Origin of the sequence: Sphingomonas paeninsulae (assembly GCF_003660165.1) — a bacterium.
In the GTDB taxonomy this organism is placed as follows: Bacteria; Pseudomonadota; Alphaproteobacteria; order Sphingomonadales; family Sphingomonadaceae; genus Sphingomonas_O; species Sphingomonas_O paeninsulae.
Window position 1 is genome coordinate 2,872,172 of the sequence record NZ_CP032829.1, and the last position, 19,783, is coordinate 2,891,954.

The following is a 19,783-nucleotide window of genomic DNA, read 5'->3' on the forward strand; positions in this document are numbered from 1 at the left end:
AACGATTGGCTCCCACCGGATTTCTGGGCTGGCGCATGGTGTTCATCGCGACGTGCACGCAAAATGCCGCAGTAGGATTGACCTTTGGCTCGTTCGGCGCACTGGTCCTTGCAATCGAGCAACGGTTTGCAACGACGCGAACCCTCTCTGCGCTCGGAGTATCGCTGACTATCCTCGTGCTTTCACTGGGCGCGCCAGCGATCAATGTAATGCTCAGGCGCATCACGATTCGCCGGATGATGACGATGGGAGCTCTTCTGGCCGCCCTGGGCTATGCCTTGTTACCTCTTGCACAGAACATCGAGCAGTTCCTTCTGGTGTTCGGACTCCTGATCTCTCCTGGCATGCTTTTCCTGGGCGTGCTGCCATCTAACATTTTGGCAGCTAACTGGTTTATCAAAGGACAGGGGCGTGCGCTGGGTTTGGTCACCATGCCTGTCCTCGTCATGCTGGTGCCGATGGCGTCTTCCTGGACGCTGGAGCACTACGGTTTGAACACGGTCTTCCTAGCGTTAGCGATGGGACATCTTCTGGTCTTGCCGCTTATGCCTTTCGTGATCGACCGTCCCGAGCAGGTAGGGCAACATCCGCTCGGACAGGAGGCTGTACCTGCCGGGATCTGCGAACTGCCACCCATTGACGTGCGCACGCTGTTGCGGTTGCCGGTTCTGTGGCTGGCGACGATCGCTATCGGCATTGCGGTGGGCGGCGGCATATTGAAAGCGGCCCATTTGATCGCGCTGGTGACCGACCAGGGCTGGTCACTCGAGCGCGCTTCGTTTCTTTTCTCACTGTCCGGCGGTACTGGAATTCTGGGTGCGATTGCATTCGGTTGGCTGGCCGACAAGGTGGGAGCAGGATATTCGCTCGTAATCAATTGCTTGGTCCAAGCAGGGGTATGGTTCATTTTCCTCCATCCAGTCGGCTATGGCCTGCTGGTAGTTGATGCAGTGCTTGTGGGCGCATGCGGGGCGGATTAGCGGCGGCGCAGGGTGTTTTGCTCAATCGGCTTTTCGGCATCCGCAACTACGCGCGCGTCATGGGAATCGTCACCTTTTTGACTTTGCCGTTCACCTTCGGCGCTGCGCCCTTTGCCAGTGCGCTATATGACGCAACCGGTAGTTATACAGTGCCCATCGCTCTGCAGATCGCTGCTTTTTTTGTCGCCGCTGCGATATTTCTTTACGTCCAGCGTCGCCTGCCAGCGCGCGACATAATTTCTAAAAAAGGAGCCTAGTCATGCGGGCAGCCGACTTTATCGATCCCGGCACGATCTGCGCTAGGACAAATGCCAGTCGGCCCGAACCGCTAGCGGGCGAGATAATTGTGCAAGTTGCGGCCTGCGGTATCTGCGGGTCGGATATGCACATGTTTCGTTCCGGCACTTACCGCGACAAGCTCATCCGCCAAACACCCGAAGGTTATCAGGTGCCGGGCCATGAGTTTGCCGGCACGATCGTGGCATTGGGGCCCGGCGTGGATGGCTGGGCGAACGGTCAGCGTGTGGTCGGCGTCACCGGGCAAGGCGGTGGAATGGCGGACTATGTCGCAGTGCCCGTCAATCCATACCAGTTGGTGGCCATACCGGATGGGGTGAGCTTTGAGGATGCCGCCACAACCGAGCCGTTGGCCGACGGTCTGCAGATGATCCGCAAAGCCAATATTCTCACAGGGGAAAATATCGTCGTGTTTGGCGTCGGTATCATTGGACTGGGGGTAATACAGGGCATCCGTGCCCGCGGCTTGGACGTCGGTGCCCTCATTGCCGTCGATGTCCATCCTGCACGATTAGAAGCGGCATTGAAGGCGGGAGCAACCCACGCAGTAAATGCCCGCGAGGGTGATGTGTTCGATCAGATCGGCACGATCACGGGCATCGAACAAGGTTATTCCGGAACATCCGCACGGATCGGCGTGGTATTCGATTGCGCGGGTTACATCCGTCATATGCCAGGGCCACCACCGCTGGAGACGGCGCTGCGACTGATCGACCTCGCCGGCGGGCGTATCGTATGCTTCGGTGGATTTGAAGATCGGGTGACGCTCGAACTTAGTCCCCTGATCCAGAAGGCTCCAACAATATTGGGGTCTAACGGGTATGCACCGGAAGAATTGGGCGAGGCGCTGGCAATGATGGCAAGCGGCAAAGTCGATCGCGGTTCATTGATTTCGCATCGCTTTGCGCTCGACGACGTTGCAGCGGCCTTTGCTGCCCAGGGCGGAGCAGATGCCTTGAAAGTAATATTGAAAATGGATTCAGCGGAATGACGGTCGAGGCAAACCGCGATCTGTTTGTTACAATGTTGAATGCGCTTGGCCGTAAGGATTATGACACGTTCGAGGCGTGTCTCGCCGATGACATCCTGCTCGAGTGGCCATTTCCAGTTATGGACGGTTTTCCAACCGAGCATCGGGGGGCGCGCTGGTTTCGAGAAGCGCTGGAAACCAGCTGGGTGGATTTCGATCCGTACGCCTATCAGATCGAGGCAATCCACATGCTGACGGATCCGGGAACGCTGGTTGCAGAATACAGCTCGCACAGTCGATATCTGCCGACTTCGACACCATATTCGAACCGATATGTAAGCGTGGTCGACATTGCAAATGGCCGAATCGTGCGATGGCGCGAATATGTGAATCCCAGCATCGTCGCTGCTATTCTGGGTCAAAAGGCGGTGTGGAAAGAGTCCTCTGGTGCCACTGTCGGTTTGGAGTGATGAACCCCCACCATTCGAATGATGCCAGTTTTAGGCCTGTGACCTAAACGTCGCCCCATCCGTGCCCGATAAGACGCGGAAAACAGGAGGGTTGCTTGGCCTACGGACATTTGCTTTCGACCGGTCGGATCGGTTCGATGACGCTTCGTAACCGCATTTTCATGACGCCGATGGGGTCCAACCTGGCGGACGAAGACGGAATTACGGGTGAGAGACTGCGCGCCTATTATGAGGCTCGGGCGCGGGGCGGGGCAGCATTGATCACGATGGGTTCGGTTTCGATTGGCTATCCCGAAGGCTCGGGAAACTGGCGTAACGAGGCGATCTCTCACGAACGTCATGTGGCAGGTGTCCGCGCTCTGGCCGACGCCGTGCACGCTCATGGCGCAAAGCTGGCAATGCAACTGCAGCACGCCGGACTCGTTGCCATGAACGACATGCTGGCCGGCCGCCCGATCTGGACACCATCCGTGCCCGTGATTGGCAAGTCCGACGGTGACATGATGGACGGATTTCTCGAAGACGAACTTGCTATTTTCACCGCACCCTTTGCCGCGATGGCTGCACCCAATTATCAGGTGATGACGGCGCAGGATGTAGACACCCTCGTCCAGATGTTCGCGACCGCTGCCGCCCGCGCCCAGCGTGCGGGGGTCGATGCGATCGAGATTCACGCAGGCCACGGTTATCTCATTTCCTCGTTCCTTAATCCCCTTTCCAACCAGCGCACCGATGAATTCGGAGGGACTATCGAGAACCGCGCACGCGTGCTTTGCTCGGTCATCCGAGGCATACGCGCCGCTGTTGGCAAGGACATACCTATTTGGCCGCGACTGGACAGTCAGCATTTCCTTATCGATGGCGGGATCACCGTTGAGGATGCAGCAGCGACTGCGCGGCTGGCGCAGGAGGCAGGGGCCGATGCAATCCACGTTTCCGCCGATGGCCATCCCGGACGCGGTCTTACCTATTCCACGGGCCACGCGACCGACATCCCCAATGGTTTCGTCGATGCTGCGGCAAGAATAAAAGCTGCGGTCGATATTCCGGTTATTTGTCCCGGGCGGATTGAACCCGAGGATGCTGATCGCTTCATAGCGGACGGCAAGCTTGATTTCGTGACGATGGGGCGCAAGCTTCTCGCCGATCCCGATCTGCCTGCCAAGCTCTCAGCGGGAGATGCAGTCGCGATCAGACCGTGCGTTTATTGCTACACCTGCATCAGTCAGATCTTTTTCTCTCGTCCAGTCAAATGTGCGGTTAATCCCGAGACCGGGTTCGAGCAAACCCGCATTCCCACGATCGCGGCGACGAAGCAGCGAGTTGTCGTCGTTGGCGGGGGGCCAGCCGGTATGGAGGCGGCCCGCCGGCTGGCCCTGCGAGGGCACAACGTCACCCTGCTCGAGGCTGGCCCTACACTGGGCGGGACGGCCCGCTTTGCCTCGATTGCTTATGCTCCAAACGAGAAAATCGTCGAGTGGCTAAAGCGGGAAATTGCGCGCACTCCGGGCATTACAATACGTCTTGGCACACGTGCGACACCGGAGTCTGTTAGTGCGCATTCACCGGATACTGTGGTGGTCGCAACGGGCGCTCGTCGCGACCTGCCGTCGATTCCCGGGGCCGACCGCGACAATGTTTTCAGCGGCGATGAAATGCGCTCGTTGATGCTTGGCGAGGGGCTGGACAAGCTTGGTAAGAAAACGGACGCAAAGACGCGTTTGATGATGCGTCTGGGTCGGCTCAGCGGGCTGACAGCGCGACCCGGTTTCGTGCGTAGCGCGAGCAAACAATGGATGCCGTTCGGTGAGCGCATAGTGATCATCGGGGGTGAGCTGGTAGGGCTGGAACTGGCCGAGTTCCTGGCGTGCAGGGGGCGCAAAATAGTCGTTATCGATGAAACAACGCGGCTTGGCGCCGGGCTGCAGATCGTTCGTCGTTGGCGGGTGCTTGACGATCTTCACAAGCTCGGCGTGAAGTTGTTACCGGGCGCAGCGGATATTACCATTGGCGTCAAGCAGGTAAGCTACGCCAACTCTGCCGGACAGGTGAGGACAGTAGCGGCGGATCAAGTCATCGTTGCAAAGGGAGCCACTGCTGACGCGTCGGTGGCTGACGAACTGCGTGCCGCCAGTTTTGCCGTCCACGTTATCGGCGACGCTAATGGTGTCGGTTATATCGAGGGCGCTATGCAGGATGCAGCCGAACTCGCAATGATAATTTGAAGGAACACGCTCGCATGATCTATGATTTTACCGGACGTCGTGTCCTCGTCACAGGCGGCACCAGTGGTATCGGTGCGGCCATCGCAGGGGCCTTTGCTGCTGCCGGAGCAACGGTTATGATCACCGGTACACGCGCCGAGGATGCCTATGCCCCACTGACAGGCAATATGCGGCATATGCAATTACGGCTGGGCGATCGGAACGATGTCGCTGCGATTGCTGCCGAAAGCGACCGTCTGGACATCTTGATCAACAATGCCGGTGGCACCACCGTCCCCGAAGATTTCGACGCTGCAATCGACGCAAACTTGAAGGGCGTCCATGCGCTCACCGTTGCCTTACTGCCTGCGATCGAACGCAGCGAAATGGTTGGTGGTGGATCTGTGATCAGCATCGCTTCGATGATGGCAGTTTTTGGAAACTCGGTTTTCCCGGGTTACAGCGCAGCCAAAGCAGGGCTGCTGTTGATGACGCGCTCTCTGGCCGAAGGATGGGGCGCACGCGGCGTGAGGATCAATGCTATCGCTCCCGGTCCCGTACGCACGCCAATGACGGAGCGGTACGCTGACGACCCCGCCATGGGCCCCGGCACGGCCGAGCGCATGGCATTGCGCCGGTGGGGCCAGCCCGAAGAAATCGCCGGGCCGGCACTGTTCCTTGCTTCATCTGCCGCCGCTTTCATTACGGGTGAGTGCCTCATTGTAAGCGGCGGCTATATGATTGCTGAAGCCTAGCGTCTGTCGCGAGCATTTAACCGGCATGGCTGTTTATTTGCGGTCCCGTGCGCAACTCAACCTGCAGTTTGGGCTCCGTCGACTGGAAAGGAGATGCCTGAAACCTGTCGGGCATCGGAGGATCCCAAGAAGCAGACTGCCGCCGCGACATCCTCGGGATCGATCATATCCCCCAGCTTGGAACTGTTGCGCATGAGTAGTGACACGTCGATATTTTCTGGCCAAACGAGGTTGGACATCATTGCCGTCTTCACACCCGTTGGACAGATCGCGTTGACGCGCACTCCGGCGGACGCGAATTCGATTGCCATCGACTTGGTGAGTCCGATCACACCGTGTTTCGTGGCGCAATAGGCCGCGCTGTAAGCGACACCGACAAGCCCCGCAGCAGAAGCCATGTTGACGATATTGCCGCGCGAAGCCACCAGATGCGGCATCGCTGCACGGCTCAGGTGGAAAACAGCACTGAGGTTGACCGCTACCATTTGATCCCAACGGGATTCGTCAAATTGCTCGAGCGGGGCCCAATCCATCAATCCGGCGATGTTGCACAACATGTCGATGCGGCCATGCGCGCTGATTGCCTGTTCGATCAGCCCTCTACATCCGTCCGCAGAGCTGGCTTCGAACTCAACTGGCATTGCCTGTTTACCAATTGATATGGCGACGTCGCTGGCACCTTGCACATTGCGATCGCCCAGCACCAGCGTAGCCCCCTCAGTCGCCAGCGCCCGCGCTGTTGCTGCACCGATGCCGGACGCCGCGCCCGTTACGATCACTATTTTGTCCTGATATCGCAAAATGTTTCTCCTCAATTTACCCGGCTTGGCGTGATCGTAGCAATGTCGCGACCATGTCGGCTTAGATCGCCAATAAGGTCATTGCCCATCTGCCGCTCCACGATTGTCCAGCGCCCATTCCGTCGTTCGACGACGTCCCGATAGTCGCCACCGATTACAGGATGAAGAGGTCCGCCGGGGGCCTGTTGGAACACCATCACATAGCTTGTAGCCACCGCGCGGTCGTTGCCTTCGAAGGTGATGATCAGATTTGCGAGTATATGCCGCGTGCGCGGTGAGCCATCGTAGGTTATAACCCAGTCACGAAATGCTTTTGCCATTGATGCAGGGTCACGATCCGCCATCATTGCGCCGCCTGAATGGACGACGGCGTTTTCGAACAGCTGACCCACGGCATCGAAATCGCCGCGATCCAGCAGCATCGGATAACTGTGTAAAAGGTTCTGGATTGCGAAATAGTCCTCGCCCGTCATATTTTTTCCTCTCATTTTTCAAGAAAACTACTCGCTGCAAGATCCTGCGCCCACCTCTATTTGAATGATTTAAGGGTGAAGCCGTCGTGCTATGCCCGGCAGACAACATAAAATCAGGAGTCTGAGAGCGCATGATCCTCAAAGGAAAGGTAGTCATTATCGTCGGCGTCGGGCCGGGGATGGGCAAGGCAATGGCCGTGATCGCAGCGAAGGAGGGTGCAAAAGTTGCCCTCGGGGCGCGTAATCCCACTTACCTCAACACGGTGGTGGCCGAAATCATAGACGACGGCGGGGAGGCGCTGGCCCTTTCGACTGACGTCACAGATCCTGCACAGTGCAGGGCGCTGGTAGCAAAGACCGTAGAGCGGTGGGGTCGCGTCGACGGTCTCGTAAACAGTGCCTATGCACCGGGCGAGAATGGCGGGTTCGACGATGCAAATATAGAAAGTTGGAAGCACACGATCGATGTCGCCTGCCTGGGCGCGGCACGAATGGCCCAAGCGGTTTTACCTCATATGGTAGCCCAGGGTGGCGGCGCAATCGTCAATGTCGCGACAATGCAGGCGCAAAAACCGCTTCCAGGAGGATCGTTGTCCTATGCCATCGCCAAGGGGGCGCTGGTTACCACGTCGCGTCAGCTTGCTGCCGAAATGGCGAAATACAACATCCGCGTAAACGCCACCCGGATGGGTTGGCTGTGGGGCGAACCGGTACGCAACGCGCTTATAGGCATGGCTGAGTCACAGGGAACGACGGTCGAGGCACTGCAGGAGGGGATCGCGAAAAGCATCCCGCTTGGAGTGATCCCGCCTGAAGGGGACTGCGCCAAGTCCGTCCTGATGCTGATATCCGACTATACCAAGATGGTGACTGGCGCAGTGCTTGATGTGAATGGCGGTGACTGGATGGCGCCTTGATGCCGGGTCGAGTTGCAGCTGACGATCATGGAGCCCGCATCGCGCGCCGACGGAACGTTGCAGACATCGTGCGCGCGCAGGCGTCTCGTCGCCCCGAAAAGACGGCCTTAATTTATGAGGGGCGACGGGATACATTCGCAAATCTCGACGAGCTTGTTGATCGTGCCGCGAACGCCTTGCGTGAGCTAGGGATCGGTCAGGGCGATCGGGTCGCGATATTCTCGCACAATAATCGAGCATTCGTTGTTCTGCGCTTCGCTATCGCCCGAGCCGGCGCCATTATGGTCCCCATCAACTTCATGCTGGGTTGCTCGGAAGTGGCCTATATTCTGCAGCATGCGCAATGTCGCATGGTGATAGCAGAAGACACGCTATGCGAGACAGCAGACGCGGCGATCGCGCTGTGCGTTAAACTGGTTTGTATTAGGGCCAGCCTCACTCACACCGACAGTGTCCGGCCAGCCGGCTGGATCGATGGTGATGCACTGCTTACCTATCATGATACGACGCCGGTCTATGGCGAGCTTGAGGAAGATGAGCCGGTCCAGATCATGTACACCAGCGGCACGGAAAGTCGGCCAAAGGGGGTAGTCCTCACATCGCGCGGGCTTTTTGCACAATACACCAGTTGCGCGCTGGACGGAGGAATGGAGGCCGATGACGTCGAGCTTCACTGCCTGCCTCTCTATCATTGCGCGCAGCTGGACTGCTTTCTGACTGTCGATATTTATATCGGCGCAACAAGTGTGCTGCTCCGGGGCCCAGACCCTGCCATTATCCTGGCAACAATCGAATCCGAGAAGATTACCAAATTGTTCTGCCCGCCGACCGTTTGGACGGCACTACTCCGCCATCCGGATTTTGTACTGAGAGACTTGAGCACGCTGCAAAAGGCCTATTACGGCGCGTCGATCATGCCAACGGCATTGATCGAGGAATTGCTCGAGCGCCTGCCGAGTCTTCGTCTTTGGAACTTTTACGGCCAGACTGAAATGTCTCCTCTCGCCACCGTCCTTCAGCCCGAAGATCAGCTTACCAGACTAGGTTCCGCGGGAAAGCCAGCCATCAACGTGGAAACCAAGATCGTCGACGAATACGAAAGGGACGTTGCATTCGGGGAGGTCGGCGAGATCGTTCATCGCAGTCCTCAAGCCATGCTCGGTTACCTCGATGATCCAACCCGCACTGCAGAAGCTTTCCGCGGCGGCTGGTTGCATACGGGTGATCTAGGTCGGTTTGACGAAGACGGATTTCTGTACGTTGTTGATCGCAAGAAAGACATGATCAAGTCGGGGGGAGAGAATGTGGCGAGCCGAGAGGTTGAAGAAGTGCTTTTTCGCCATGCCGCCATTGCCGAAGCTGCTGTAATTGGCCTCCCCGATCCACGCTGGATCGAAGCTGTGACGGCAGTGATCGTCCTTCGTCCTGGCTTCGAGCCCAGCGATGATGACCTCCATCGTCACTGTAAAGGTGCGCTCGCTCCTTTCAAACGGCCTAAGCGTTTCATAACAATCGACGCGTTGCCCAAAAACGCGAGCGGGAAGATATTGAAGCGCGAATTGCGGATGCTCGTCGTCGACGAAAATCAGGACGAAACGGCAGCTGGCCCGCAGGTATCAAGCTAGAAACTACGAAACGATACCTAACTAATTATCGAACCAAAGGAGAGAAAAATGGAGGCAACCCTGGAAAAGCCGAAAGCGCTGACCGACCAAGAAGCAGGGTACCTGATGGGAGGAGCAGAGCCCGTAAAAAGCAGCTTGCTGATTAGCTCATCCACTTATCTCAACAATCCCTTATTCCGGGATCTGTTTGCTCAGATGGGACTGAAGAGGGATGGATATGATCTTCCCGGCGCATATCTGATACCAGACATAAATCGAGCTTTCGGAGAAGTAACCGACGGTCAGCGGCTGTTCGGCTTACTTCAACAAGAACGCGACAGCCTGCCAGAATTTGCTACTTGGCTCGATGCGCGTTTTACCTCCGATTTCAAGGTCGAGGAACTGGAGGGGTTTGCGTCCGACACGCTGGGCGCGATGGTATACGCGTTCATCGGCAAAAGCGGCATGCAGATCGATTTTATGTTTCGAGGCGAGCCTGCCAATGATTTTGATTATCTCAACAAACGCAGGGTTCAAAACCACGATATCGAGCATATGGTAACGGGCCTTGATCCTAGTCCGGTGGGCGAGGTGGGCTTGATTATTGCCAATACCGTCGCGATCAATAACTACTTCGGCGACGAGTTCGCGACTGATCTCAATCGACATGGTCTATTCTTGGTTTCGACTGGTCTGATGCGAATGGCGTGCCACTATGGAGCCGTTGTACCGGCCTATCTGGAAGCAATCGCCCTGGGCCGGTCTTTGGGAGAGAAGCAGAAAAAACCGCTTTTTATGATTAAATGGGAGGATTATCTCGACTGGCCAATTCCAGCGATACGAGAAGAGTTTTCATTTCAAGATGGACCGCCCCACGGTTACTGGCATTGGACCCACGATGCCGCGAAAGGCTAACTTTATTGCATTCAGACGGGACTGACCCGGCGGCTCCTGAACATCAACTCATGGCAGGCTTTGGAATCAGCAACCCGCCGACGGAACGGCGGCTGTTGGACGCAATCCAGCCGTAGCGACTACGCTAGTAATGGCATGACCGTGTAAGTTGCCAGCTTGTCCGCGATTTACGGAAATTTGCGGCAATAGATGCCTGCCGTTCTGCAAGATAATTGAGGATGAAGGGTTCGAAGCCGGCACTGACGCCAGGGCGGAGACGCCCCTGTAACCCCGACCAAAGTCATCTGCGCTCCGCCGTTGGGAGACGGATGGCACATGGGCATCGATTTAGGGTAAGCGCCAAATCTCCCCCACATATCGGCGATCCGTGATCTGAGTATGCTTAGCCTCCTCATGTGAGGGGAAGCTTGGTGTCAGGTATCGAAACAACATTCGAAACGACTTTCGAAAGCAAGGGTGGCCGCCGTCCTCAACGGATGGACGTGATCCCGGCGGGTGCGGCACGCCGGATGTGGGCACCCGACGCCAAGGCGCGGATCGTCGAGGAGAGTTTTGTCGCTGGTGCCAATATCGCGGCGATCGCGCGCGCCAACGACCTTTTACCCCAGCAGCTTTATGCGTGGCGGCACACAGTGTTGAAGGCGCGTGAGATGGCGTTTGTGCCGGTGGTTGTTGACGAGCCCGGCCCGCCGCTGTCGTCCGTATCAACCGTCGCAGAGGTTATCATCCATGCGGGGACGATGACGATCCACGTTCCTGATAATGTCACGGTCGCGCATATCGAGCGCGTTCTTACTGCGATGAGGCAGATGACGTGATCCTCCCACCGGGACCACTCAAGGTGATGGTTGCGACCAAGCCGGTCGACTTCAGGAAGGGAGCCGTCAGCCTTGCAGCGCTCGTCGAGAATGAGCTTGGCCTCAAGCCGTTCTCGGGCGTGGCATATATCTTCCGGTCGAAGCGCGCGAACCGGATCAAGCTGCTGGTCTGGGACGGCACGGGCCTGGTGCTGGTGAGCAAGGTTCTCCAGACCGGCGGCTTCTGCTGGCCGCGAGCTGGCGACGGCGTGATGCGGCTGACGCCAAGCCAGGCATCGGCGTTGTTCGAGGGTCTGCAATGGACCCGAATGCATGAGGTCCGGGTGCAGAAACCGCAGGTTGCGCAGTAGGTCGCACGCCTGAATCTGCTCGTCGAAATGACGGTTGCGACGCCGGAAAAACATGCCAGAAATAGTCCATGTCTGCGAGCGAAGCCGACCTTCCCGACGATGTCGTGGTCCTCAAGGCGATGGTGATCGCGGGGCTCGAACGCGAGGCGCGGATGCAGCATCTGCTCGATCAGCTGAAGCGGGCAACGTTCGGCAAACGCTCTGAAAAGCTCAGCGCCGATCAACTGGCACTGGCGCTCGAGGACATCGAAGTTGCGCAGGCCGAGTTGCTGGCGCTCGCCGAGCAGTCGCCGGTCGGGCCGAAGGCCGAGAAGAAGCGCAAGGAAACGACCGAACGTGCTTCGCTGCCAGCACATCTGCCCCGGATCCGCGAAGTAATCATGCCGGTTGAAACCGAATGTCCGTGCTGCGGCGGTGCGCTGCACTGTATTGATGAGGATGTCGCCAGTCGGCTCGATGTCATCCCCGTCCGGTATCGGGTGATCGTAACGGTGCGTCCGAAGATGGCGTGCCGCACATGCAGCGACGGCGTGTTCCAGGCCCCTGCACCAAAGCATGTCGTGCCGGGCGGCCTTCCAACCGAGGCGCTGCTCGCCGACGTGATCGTCAGGAAATACGCCGACCATGGTCCGTTTTACCGGCAGGCACAGGCACTGCGTCGCCAGGGCATCCAGATCGATCGCGGTACGATGTGCAACTGGTCGGGGCGTAGTGCCGCGTGGCTCGGGCGGATCACCCGGCGCATGAAGGCTGAACTGCTGTCGGGCGACCGGCTCTTTGTCGATGAGACCACTGCGCGGGTGCTGGCACCGGGCACGGGCAAGACAAAGACCGGCTATTTATGGGCGATCGCCCGCGACGACCGTGCTCATGGCGGGACCGATCCGCCGGCCGTGGTCTACAGCTACATGCCGGGGCGCGGCAAAGTCTGGGCCGCGCAGTTGCTCGGCAGCTATCACGGCATCGTCCAGTGCGACGGTTATGGGGCTTATAAGCATATCGAGGCCTCCGATCGTGCCGGTGGCGCGGGAAAGCTCGCCTTTTGTTGGGCGCACGTGCGGCGCGGCTTCTTCGACGCGACAAAAGGCGGCAACGCACCGGTGGCCGATGAGGCGCTGCGCCAGATCGCCCGTCTGTACGCCATCGAGGCCAAAATCCGGGGATCAGACCACGAGCATCGCCGCGCAATCCGTCGGGCTGAATCCGCACCTCTGGTCACGGCGATGAAGCTCTGGATGAAAGACATGCTGCCCAGGCTACCAAGAGGCTCCGGAACGGCAGGCGCAATCGGCTATGCGCTCAATCACTGGAATGGCCTCAATCGCTTCCTCGACGACGGTCGCATCGAGCTCGACAACAATACCGTCGAGCGTTCGATGCGACCGATAGCTCTGCAGAGAAAAAATGCGCTTTTTGCTGGGCACGACCTCGGTGCCGAAAACTGGGCCATCATCGCCAGCCTCGTGGAAACCTGCAAGCTCAACGCCATCGATCCGCAAGCCTATCTGACTGACGTTCTTGGCCGCATCATCCACCGCAGCGACGGCGACCCCATCGATGATCTGCTGCCGTATAACTGGACCGACAGCCGCACCGCGAACCTGCCTAACGTCACCGCGCAAGCCGCATAACCAAACCCCGTGGGGATGATTTAGCGCTTACGATTTAGGATATGTTACATATCCCTTTGATCGCTCCTTAAGGATATGTAACATAACTCATATCGATTCGAATGGAGGACGATATGATGCCAGTAGTTAGAGTGAACGATGCCACTTTCAGCAACCTAAGCACGCTGAAGACGTGGTTCGGAACCAAGACACCCAGCGATACAATTGACCACATTGTCCGCGAGGCCATGGAACAGCTTGGCATCGAGCAGGACGATGAACCGGATGCCGTGGTCACAACCACCAGCGACGGCGCGATGGAGTTTGAGAAAGCGCCCGGCCTGACGTTCACAAAGCCGCTATCGGCGTTGATCAACGGTAAGGCCGTTCCAAGCCCTCGCTGGTCGTCAATGCTACTGACCATGCTTGCCCAGCTAAAGGCAAAAGGGTTCGATGGAGAAAAGCTGGTTCGCGAATTGCAGGTGCCCGCGAAAGCCGAACGATATGAAGAGGAAGGCTTCAAGTACCACAGCGACTTGGGAATCTCGGTGCAAGGCCAGTCCGCTTCGGATGCATGGAAAGAGATCGACCGCCTTGCGAAAAAATGGGGAATTCCAGTCAAGATAGAATTTTGGTGGAGGCAGAACGCCAAGGCTCAGTTTCCGGGGCGCACCGGAGTTCTTCGTTCGGGCGGTGCCTAACGCTGTGCAGCGCCTCGTTCCCTAGGGTGCGTGCGGGGCGTTGCTGTGAGGGGTTAGCTTTCAGCTGCGGTGCTAGAAATACGCTAGAGTGCAAACCGCGCAAGGCACCGGGCCTCTCGCGAAGGGCCGCTAAGCGGCTGTATTTACACGAAAACAATGGTGGACGCACTTGGGCTCGAACCAAGGACCCGCTGATTAAGAGTCAGCTGCTCTACCAACTGAGCTATGCGTCCGCTTGTTGGGAAGTGGGCCGTTAGCAGCGACTTTCGAGATGTGCAACTGCTTCACGCGAAACCAGACCGGCTAGTTTTCCCATCACGCTCAATACTCATCAAAATACCGATACACATCAACACCGTGAGCATCGCCGTGCCGCCAAAACTAATTAGCGGCAGGGGGATGCCGACAACCGGCGCCAGGCCCATCACCATCATCAGATTGATCGCCACGTAAAAGAATATCGTCGTCGTCAGCCCGGCCGCCGCCAGTCGACCAAAGCGGGTAGGGGCCTTCGCGGCTACGCGCAGACCCCAGCGGCACAGCAGCAGGAACCCGGCGATGATCAGAACACCGCCTACCAGTCCCCATTCCTCTGCCATCGTTGCAAAGACGAAATCGGTATGGCCTTCGGGAAGATAGTCGAGATGGCTTTGGGTGCCGTTCAGAAACCCCTTGCCGAATATCCCGCCCGACCCGATCGCGATCTTCGACTGGGTGATATGGTAACCAGTCCCCAGCGGATCGCTTTCGGGGTCGAGAAACACCAGCACGCGGTTGCGCTGATAATCATGCATCTGCGACCAGGCGATCGGCAGTGCAGCCGCAAACATCGCGGCGGCACTCACAAACAGTCGAATCGGAACACCGGCCAGAAACACGACGGTGATGCCCCCAGCAGCGATCATCGTTGCCGTGCCCAGATCCGGTTGCGTCAGGACGAGAAGGAACGGAAAGCCAATCAACACCGCAGGCGGCCAAAGCGCGTTGACGCCGCGTATCTCGCCCGCAGGCAGCATATCGTAAAAGCGTGCAACCGCTAGGATGATGGTCAGTTTCATCAGTTCGGACGGCTGCAAACGGATTATGCCAAGATCGAGCCAACGCCGACTGCCACCGCCCACCGCACCCAGCAGTTCGACCGCGAGCAGCAAGGCCAGCACCGCTGCAAATGCCGGGAACGCGCCTGCCTTCCACAGTCTCTCCGGAACGCGGCTGAGCATGAGCGCAAAGACGATGAACACAATGAAGTGAACACCCTGCGACAGCGCCCATGGCTTCAGATTCCCGCCAGCAGCCGAATAAAGCACAACCAGTCCGAACCCCACCAAGGCGAAGATCAGCGCAATGACGCCCCAACTGAAGGAACGCAGCGAGGCCGGGATCAGGCTCATGACGTGGACCTCATTAGGCTGTGTCCTCATCATTGTCAGTTGCCGTGGAAAGGGGCGCGACCGGAAGGGCGTACCCAGCCTCTTTTTTTGCCATCCGCGTGGCAATGTCGCCGCCCCACGTTTTTTCCTGTTCGACAAGAGTGGCCATCGCCTTCACCGGATCGAACAGATAAGTCATCGTATCGCGCGCAACCGGAGCCGCGACCGCCGCGCCAAAGCCACCATGTTCGATAATGACCGACACGGCGTAACGCGGGCTGATAACGGGTGCAAAACCGACAAACAGCGAGTGATCGCGAAATTTCCACGGCAGCGCCGAATTGGACAATACCCCTGTCGCACGTTCCGACATCGTGATCCGCCGCACTTGCGCCGTTCCGGTCTTGCCGCCCATTTGTACGCCGGGAACCGGCAACTGCGCGACATGTCCGGTGCCACCGCCATTCACGACGTTGCCCATCGCCTTTTGGACAAAGGCAAGGTGCTCGGGATTGATGCCGAGCGATGCGCCAGGATTATTGCGTCCCATCAAATGCGGCACCACGGCGTTTCCGCTGGCGATGCGCGCGGTCATGACTGCCAGTTGCATCGGGCTGACCAGCACATATCCCTGCCCGATCGAAGTATTAACCGTGTCGAATGTCGACCATTGCCTTTTGTATCGGCGCAACAGCCATTCGGGATCGGGTATCGTCCCATACCGCTGCGACGGCACCGGCAGAGGATATTCGGCTCCCAGACCCAGCTTTCGAAACATCGTCGCAAGCGGCATGATTCCCGCCATCTTGCCGAAATGGTAGAAATAAATGTCGCAACTCTGGATGATCGCGCGTTGGAGCGAAATCGGTCCATGCCCACGCCGCTTCGAACAATGGAATATCGCGTTTCCGACCCGGTACGATCCCGTGCAATTTATGCTCGTATTCGGGTCTATGCCCGCCTCCAGCAGCGCGAGCGATGTAGAGGGCTTGGATGTCGAACCCGGCGGATAAAGCCCCTGAAGCGCCTTGTTGACCAAGGGCAGGTGATCGTCACTGGTCAGCGCCGCATATTCGGCACGACCAATGCCATCGGAAAAACTGTTTGGGTCATAGGCTGGCATCGACGCCATAGCGAGGATGCCGCCCGTCAGCGTGTCGATGACCGTAACTGCCCCCGAATTTTCGCCCAGACGCCGTGCGGCATAGGCCTGAAGCCCGGCATCGATCGTCAGGTGCAATGTCTCACCCGGAATGTCAGGCCGGGTGGCAAGGTCGCGAACAAGCTTACCGCGCGCCGTAACCTCCGATCGACGTGCCCCCGGTGATCCACGCAAACGAGGCTCGAGGATCTTTTCGATCCCGTCCTTGCCGATCTTATACCCCGGAGTCAGGTACAGCGGATCTCTGGTCTTCTTATAAGCCTCTGCCGAAGCCGCTCCGACATAACCGAGCAAATGGCCGACTGCTGCACCCTCGGGATAGTAACGCGCAAACCCCTGTGCCGGTACGACGCCGGGAAGGTCGGGCGCACGAATGCTGAGCGCGGCGAACTTTTCCCAGTCCAGATGTTCGGCGACCTGCACAGGCTGGAACCCCGACGATTTTTCGATATCGCGTTCGATGCGATCGCGGTCATCGCTGCTCAGGCCAAGCAAATTGGTCAGCGTGTCGAGCGTCTTGTCCTGATCGACAAGCCTGTCGGGGATGATATCGACACGAAACACCGTCCGGTTGAGCGCGAGCGGCTTTCCGGCGCGGTCAACGATCCATCCCCGGCGTGGTGGGATGAGCGACAAATTGACCCGGTTGCTTTCGGCCAGCAGGGAATAGCGTTCATTCTCGAAGACCGAGAGATAGGTCATTCGCCCGGCAAGCAGCACACCAACACCAAGCTGCGCGCCACCAAGGAAGAAACTGCGGCGGGTGAAACTGAACTGCGCCTGCGCTTCCGAAACGCTGCGCTTGCCGAGGATCCAGTCGAACTTCATCGTGCCAGTCTTATCATCGAGCCAGTCTTACACGATCGAGGAAGGCACAGACACGGGCCACCAGCGGAAATACCAGCGCAGACACCGCAATCTGCGGCAGGAGCAGGACAAAGGGCATAGCACCCCCGGTAATATGGGCGATGCCGAGTGCAAGCGTCAGCTCCGCCGCGATGGCGATTACGGCGATGCCCCAATCCTGCCAGTGATCCCGCCAGACGAAACGACTGTTGATGAGATCGATTGCAAGGAATGAAATTGTCCAGAGCGCCATCGCCGAACCCAGCGGCTGACCACTGAAAATATCGTCGAACAGTCCCAGCGGAAGGGCAACCCAAACCGGCCAAAGGTCGTCACGCAGTAATCGCCAGCCCAGCAGCACCATGAAACCGAACGGCGGCAAAATCGGTGCCGTCGCAATTTCGGGGAGTAACGGAGCCAGTGAGGCGAGCATTACCGAACCAATCGGCACCAATTGCCGTTCGAATGCGCCCGGTGGCGGTGCGAATGCCGATCTACGGCCCAGACCAATCACGGATTTCCCGTCGGCACAGATGGCAAATCGGGGGCAGGGGAGACGAACGCGGGCTCGACGGCCGCAAAATCGAGACGACGGGGATCGGCAAGCGGACGTGCAACGACCAGTTCGCGAGTGCGAATCGCGGCAAGCGCGACCGGAATATCCGGCGGATAAATCCCACCGGTGCCCGACGTCACGAATATGTCGCCCGGCTTGAATGGGTTTGTCGCCGCTTCCAGTGCGCGAATATCGAGGCCACCATCGCCACGACCCGTTGCCAGAGCAGGCAGTCCGTCGGAAAGACGCCGGACAGGCACCACATTGCCACCGTCGGTTATCAACAGGACACGTGATGTAATACGGCCGACGGCGACAATCCGGCCCACCAAACCCTCTGACGTTCGTACCGGCTCACCATTTGCGACGCCTTGTGACGTCCCGGCCGACAGCGTCGCGTAACGACGGCTGCTCGCACCGGTCGACGCGATCAGCCGGGCCGTGACGATCGTGGTGCGATCACGTTCCACAAGTTTTAGCAGTTGCTTGAGCCGGACGTTTTCACGCGCCATTGCCTGTGCTTCGATCAGCTTGGCATGGGCCCGCCGTAACTCGGTTTCCATCTCGTTATTTTTCGACCCGGCATCGATATAGGCAGAGACACCGTCCATGCCCGATCCGACGAGTTCCACGCCATTGCGACCGGCAATCGATATAGGCGATGTCAGATCGGCAAAGAACGACTGGATACCGGCATGACCTTCCGGGTCGAACCGGGCTGTGAGGGCAAACAACAGCCCCAGAACAATGCCGATCACGGCGACGACATAACCTGCGAACAGGCCATATTGAGCGCGACGGGAAAATCCGGGGCGCCGGGAGGAGGGCGGCGCCATATCGGGTCAGCCGTCCGTCAGGCAGTCTGGAGAACGCCCCGGAAGATTGGATCTTCCAGTGCGCGCCCCGTACCGAGTGCGACACAAGTCAGCGGATCGTCGGCCACCGTCACCGGCAGCCCCGTTTCGTCGCGAAGAACTTCGTCCAGGCCGCGCAGCAACGCGCCACCGCCAGTCAGCACGATACCCTGATCGACGATATCGGCCGCCAGTTCAGGAGCTGTATTTTCCAGAGCGATCCGCACGCCTTCGACAATCGTGCCGACCGGTTCGGACAGAGCTTCGGCAATCTGGCCCTGATTGATCGTGATTTCTTTCGGCACGCCATTCACCAGATCGCGACCCTTTATATGGATCGTCAGACCGATGCCGTCGGCGGGTGGTTTGGCGACGCCGACTTCCTGCTTGATACGCTCAGCCGTCGATTCGCCGATCAGCAGATTATGATTGCGACGGACATAGGAAACGATGGCTTCGTCCATCTTGTCGCCGCCGACGCGAACCGATGTCGAATATGCGACACCGCGTAGCGACAGCACCGCGACTTCGGTCGTACCGCCGCCGATGTCGACCACCATCGAACCGATTGGCTCGGTCACTGGCATATCGGCACCGATGGCTGCTGCCATTGGCTCTTCGATCAGGAAAACCTGACTGGCACCGGCATTCGAAGCGGCATCGCGGATCGCGCGACGCTCGACCTTGGTCGAACCCGATGGCACGCAGATCACGATTTCGGGCCACGACGGGAAACGGCGCTGGCCATGAACCTTATGGATGAAATGCTTGATCATCTGCTCGGCTACATCGATGTCGGCGATAACGCCGTCACGCAGCGGGCGGATCGCCTCTATGCTGCCGGGTGTCTTGCCCATCATCAGCTTGGCGTCGTCGCCCACAGCCTTGACGCGCTTCACGCCGTTGATCGTCTCGATCGCAACCACCGATGGCTCGTTCAGGACGATACCACGCCCACGAACGTAAATGACCGTGTTGGCCGTACCAAGGTCGATGGCCATGTCATGCGACATGAACTTGAAATAACGCGAAAACGGAAATTTCATATTTGGGAAACTCGGTGCCTTTTGGGCCGTGCGTTATTCGGTGAAAATTCCGCTGCGGCCGGGTCGCGGGATGGGGTCGATTGGG

20 protein-coding genes and 1 tRNA gene are annotated in these 19,783 nt (G+C 58.4%); 13 read left to right on the forward strand and 8 right to left on the reverse strand.

What is annotated here, in order from left to right:
• The first annotated feature begins 35 nt into the window (after positions 1–35).
• The 6 genes from D3Y57_RS19645 (at position 36) to D3Y57_RS19670 (ending at position 5,676) form a co-directional block, all read left to right on the forward strand.
• Positions 36–980, forward strand: coding sequence for an MFS transporter (locus D3Y57_RS19645; RefSeq protein ID WP_162987225.1), 945 nt, complete (start codon positions 36–38; stop codon positions 978–980).
• Positions 965–1,237 carry a hypothetical protein gene (locus D3Y57_RS19650; protein WP_121155413.1) on the forward strand — a complete coding sequence of 91 codons (273 nt, stop codon included), beginning with the start codon at positions 965–967 and terminating at the stop codon, positions 1,235–1,237. The genes D3Y57_RS19645 and D3Y57_RS19650 overlap by 16 nt, the downstream gene beginning before the upstream one ends.
• Positions 1,238–1,239: 2 nt before the next feature.
• On the forward strand, positions 1,240–2,268 hold the full coding sequence (locus tag D3Y57_RS19655) for a zinc-dependent alcohol dehydrogenase (RefSeq protein ID WP_121155415.1): 1,029 nt from the start codon (positions 1,240–1,242) through the stop codon (positions 2,266–2,268).
• Entirely contained in the window at positions 2,265–2,717 is a 453-nt protein-coding gene (locus D3Y57_RS19660) for a nuclear transport factor 2 family protein (RefSeq protein ID WP_121155417.1), read from the forward strand. Before D3Y57_RS19655 ends, D3Y57_RS19660 begins: the two co-directional genes overlap by 4 nt.
• A gap of 95 nt (positions 2,718–2,812) precedes the next feature.
• A complete protein-coding gene (locus D3Y57_RS19665) occupies positions 2,813–4,942 on the forward strand; it encodes an FAD-dependent oxidoreductase (RefSeq protein WP_347400407.1) in 2,130 nt (709 codons plus the stop codon).
• Between the two features lie 14 nt (positions 4,943–4,956).
• The gene (locus D3Y57_RS19670; protein WP_121155419.1) at positions 4,957–5,676 is read left to right on the forward strand and encodes an SDR family NAD(P)-dependent oxidoreductase; all 720 of its coding nucleotides are present in this window, start codon (positions 4,957–4,959) and stop codon (positions 5,674–5,676) included.
• A gap of 56 nt (positions 5,677–5,732) precedes the next feature.
• Here D3Y57_RS19670 and D3Y57_RS19675 read toward each other — a convergent pair whose 3' ends face one another.
• Complete coding sequence (locus D3Y57_RS19675) at positions 5,733–6,455, reverse strand: SDR family NAD(P)-dependent oxidoreductase (protein ID WP_239025942.1); 723 nt, start codon at positions 6,453–6,455, stop codon at positions 5,733–5,735.
• 32 nt (positions 6,456–6,487) lie between these two features.
• Positions 6,488–6,949, reverse strand: coding sequence for a nuclear transport factor 2 family protein (locus D3Y57_RS19680; protein ID WP_121155423.1), 462 nt, complete (start codon positions 6,947–6,949; stop codon positions 6,488–6,490).
• Positions 6,950–7,080: 131 nt separating this feature from the next.
• Here D3Y57_RS19680 and D3Y57_RS19685 point away from each other — a divergent pair, with 131 nt between their 5' ends.
• From D3Y57_RS19685 to D3Y57_RS19715, 7 genes are all read left to right on the forward strand, one after another.
• Positions 7,081–7,866, forward strand: coding sequence for an SDR family oxidoreductase (locus D3Y57_RS19685; protein WP_121155425.1), 786 nt, complete (start codon positions 7,081–7,083; stop codon positions 7,864–7,866).
• Positions 7,866–9,491 (forward strand): fatty acyl-CoA synthetase, encoded by a 1,626-nt coding sequence (locus D3Y57_RS19690; protein WP_121155427.1) that lies wholly within the window; start codon positions 7,866–7,868, stop codon positions 9,489–9,491. The genes D3Y57_RS19685 and D3Y57_RS19690 overlap by 1 nt, the downstream gene beginning before the upstream one ends.
• A gap of 48 nt (positions 9,492–9,539) precedes the next feature.
• A complete protein-coding gene (locus tag D3Y57_RS19695) occupies positions 9,540–10,385 on the forward strand; it encodes a Coq4 family protein (RefSeq protein WP_121155429.1) in 846 nt (281 codons plus the stop codon).
• 410 nt (positions 10,386–10,795) lie between these two features.
• Positions 10,796–11,203: a transposase gene (locus D3Y57_RS19700; RefSeq protein WP_121150514.1), complete on the forward strand. Its 408-nt coding sequence runs from the start codon at positions 10,796–10,798 to the stop codon at positions 11,201–11,203.
• Positions 11,200–11,553: an IS66 family insertion sequence element accessory protein TnpB gene (gene tnpB / locus D3Y57_RS19705; protein ID WP_121150512.1), complete on the forward strand. Its 354-nt coding sequence runs from the start codon at positions 11,200–11,202 to the stop codon at positions 11,551–11,553. Before D3Y57_RS19700 ends, tnpB begins: the two co-directional genes overlap by 4 nt.
• Positions 11,554–11,621: 68 nt before the next feature.
• The gene (gene tnpC / locus D3Y57_RS19710) at positions 11,622–13,184 is read left to right on the forward strand and encodes an IS66 family transposase (protein ID WP_121150510.1); all 1,563 of its coding nucleotides are present in this window, start codon (positions 11,622–11,624) and stop codon (positions 13,182–13,184) included.
• A 101-nt stretch (positions 13,185–13,285) separates the two neighbouring features.
• Positions 13,286–13,864, forward strand: a complete 579-nt coding sequence (locus tag D3Y57_RS19715) for a T4SS efffector SepA family protein (protein WP_205590089.1) — start codon at positions 13,286–13,288, stop codon at positions 13,862–13,864.
• Positions 13,865–14,021: 157 nt separating this feature from the next.
• Here D3Y57_RS19715 and D3Y57_RS19720 read toward each other — a convergent pair.
• The 6 genes from D3Y57_RS19720 to D3Y57_RS19745 all read right to left on the reverse strand — a co-directional run bounded on the left by D3Y57_RS19720 (position 14,022) and on the right by D3Y57_RS19745 (position 19,698).
• Positions 14,022–14,097, reverse strand: a tRNA-Lys gene (locus tag D3Y57_RS19720).
• Positions 14,098–14,148: 51 nt separating this feature from the next.
• The gene (gene rodA / locus D3Y57_RS19725; protein WP_121155431.1) at positions 14,149–15,255 is read right to left on the reverse strand and encodes a rod shape-determining protein RodA; all 1,107 of its coding nucleotides are present in this window, start codon (positions 15,253–15,255) and stop codon (positions 14,149–14,151) included.
• Positions 15,256–15,268: 13 nt separating this feature from the next.
• Complete coding sequence (gene mrdA / locus D3Y57_RS19730) at positions 15,269–17,224, reverse strand: penicillin-binding protein 2 (protein WP_121155433.1); 1,956 nt, start codon at positions 17,222–17,224, stop codon at positions 15,269–15,271.
• A 13-nt stretch (positions 17,225–17,237) separates the two neighbouring features.
• Positions 17,238–17,756 carry a rod shape-determining protein MreD gene (locus D3Y57_RS19735; protein ID WP_239025943.1) on the reverse strand — a complete coding sequence of 173 codons (519 nt, stop codon included), beginning with the start codon at positions 17,754–17,756 and terminating at the stop codon, positions 17,238–17,240.
• Positions 17,753–18,634 (reverse strand): rod shape-determining protein MreC, encoded by an 882-nt coding sequence (gene mreC, locus D3Y57_RS19740; protein ID WP_121155435.1) that lies wholly within the window; start codon positions 18,632–18,634, stop codon positions 17,753–17,755. The genes D3Y57_RS19735 and mreC overlap by 4 nt, the downstream gene beginning before the upstream one ends.
• Positions 18,635–18,651: 17 nt before the next feature.
• Entirely contained in the window at positions 18,652–19,698 is a 1,047-nt protein-coding gene (locus tag D3Y57_RS19745) for a rod shape-determining protein (RefSeq protein ID WP_121155437.1), read from the reverse strand.
• Positions 19,699–19,783 lie beyond the last annotated feature (85 nt).

Excerpts from the sequence above, each read along its gene's own strand:
- D3Y57_RS19645 (WP_162987225.1), top strand. The coding sequence starts at position 36 with ATGGTGTTCATCGCGACGTGCACGCAAAATGCCGCAGTAGGATTGACC.
- D3Y57_RS19650 (WP_121155413.1), top strand. The coding sequence starts at position 965 with ATGCGGGGCGGATTAGCGGCGGCGCAGGGTGTTTTGCTCAATCGGCTT.
- D3Y57_RS19655 (WP_121155415.1), top strand. The coding sequence starts at position 1,240 with ATGCGGGCAGCCGACTTTATCGATCCCGGCACGATCTGCGCTAGGACA.
- D3Y57_RS19660 (WP_121155417.1), top strand. The coding sequence starts at position 2,265 with ATGACGGTCGAGGCAAACCGCGATCTGTTTGTTACAATGTTGAATGCG.
- D3Y57_RS19670 (WP_121155419.1), top strand. The coding sequence starts at position 4,957 with ATGATCTATGATTTTACCGGACGTCGTGTCCTCGTCACAGGCGGCACC.
- D3Y57_RS19680 (WP_121155423.1), bottom strand. The coding sequence starts at position 6,949 with ATGACGGGCGAGGACTATTTCGCAATCCAGAACCTTTTACACAGTTAT.
- D3Y57_RS19685 (WP_121155425.1), top strand. The coding sequence starts at position 7,081 with ATGATCCTCAAAGGAAAGGTAGTCATTATCGTCGGCGTCGGGCCGGGG.
- D3Y57_RS19690 (WP_121155427.1), top strand. The coding sequence starts at position 7,866 with ATGCCGGGTCGAGTTGCAGCTGACGATCATGGAGCCCGCATCGCGCGC.
- D3Y57_RS19695 (WP_121155429.1), top strand. The coding sequence starts at position 9,540 with ATGGAGGCAACCCTGGAAAAGCCGAAAGCGCTGACCGACCAAGAAGCA.
- tnpC (WP_121150510.1), top strand. The coding sequence starts at position 11,622 with ATGTCTGCGAGCGAAGCCGACCTTCCCGACGATGTCGTGGTCCTCAAG.
- D3Y57_RS19715 (WP_205590089.1), top strand. The coding sequence starts at position 13,286 with ATGGAGGACGATATGATGCCAGTAGTTAGAGTGAACGATGCCACTTTC.
- rodA (WP_121155431.1), bottom strand. The coding sequence starts at position 15,255 with ATGAGCCTGATCCCGGCCTCGCTGCGTTCCTTCAGTTGGGGCGTCATT.
- mrdA (WP_121155433.1), bottom strand. The coding sequence starts at position 17,224 with ATGAAGTTCGACTGGATCCTCGGCAAGCGCAGCGTTTCGGAAGCGCAG.
- mreC (WP_121155435.1), bottom strand. The coding sequence starts at position 18,634 with ATGGCGCCGCCCTCCTCCCGGCGCCCCGGATTTTCCCGTCGCGCTCAA.
- D3Y57_RS19745 (WP_121155437.1), bottom strand. The coding sequence starts at position 19,698 with ATGAAATTTCCGTTTTCGCGTTATTTCAAGTTCATGTCGCATGACATG.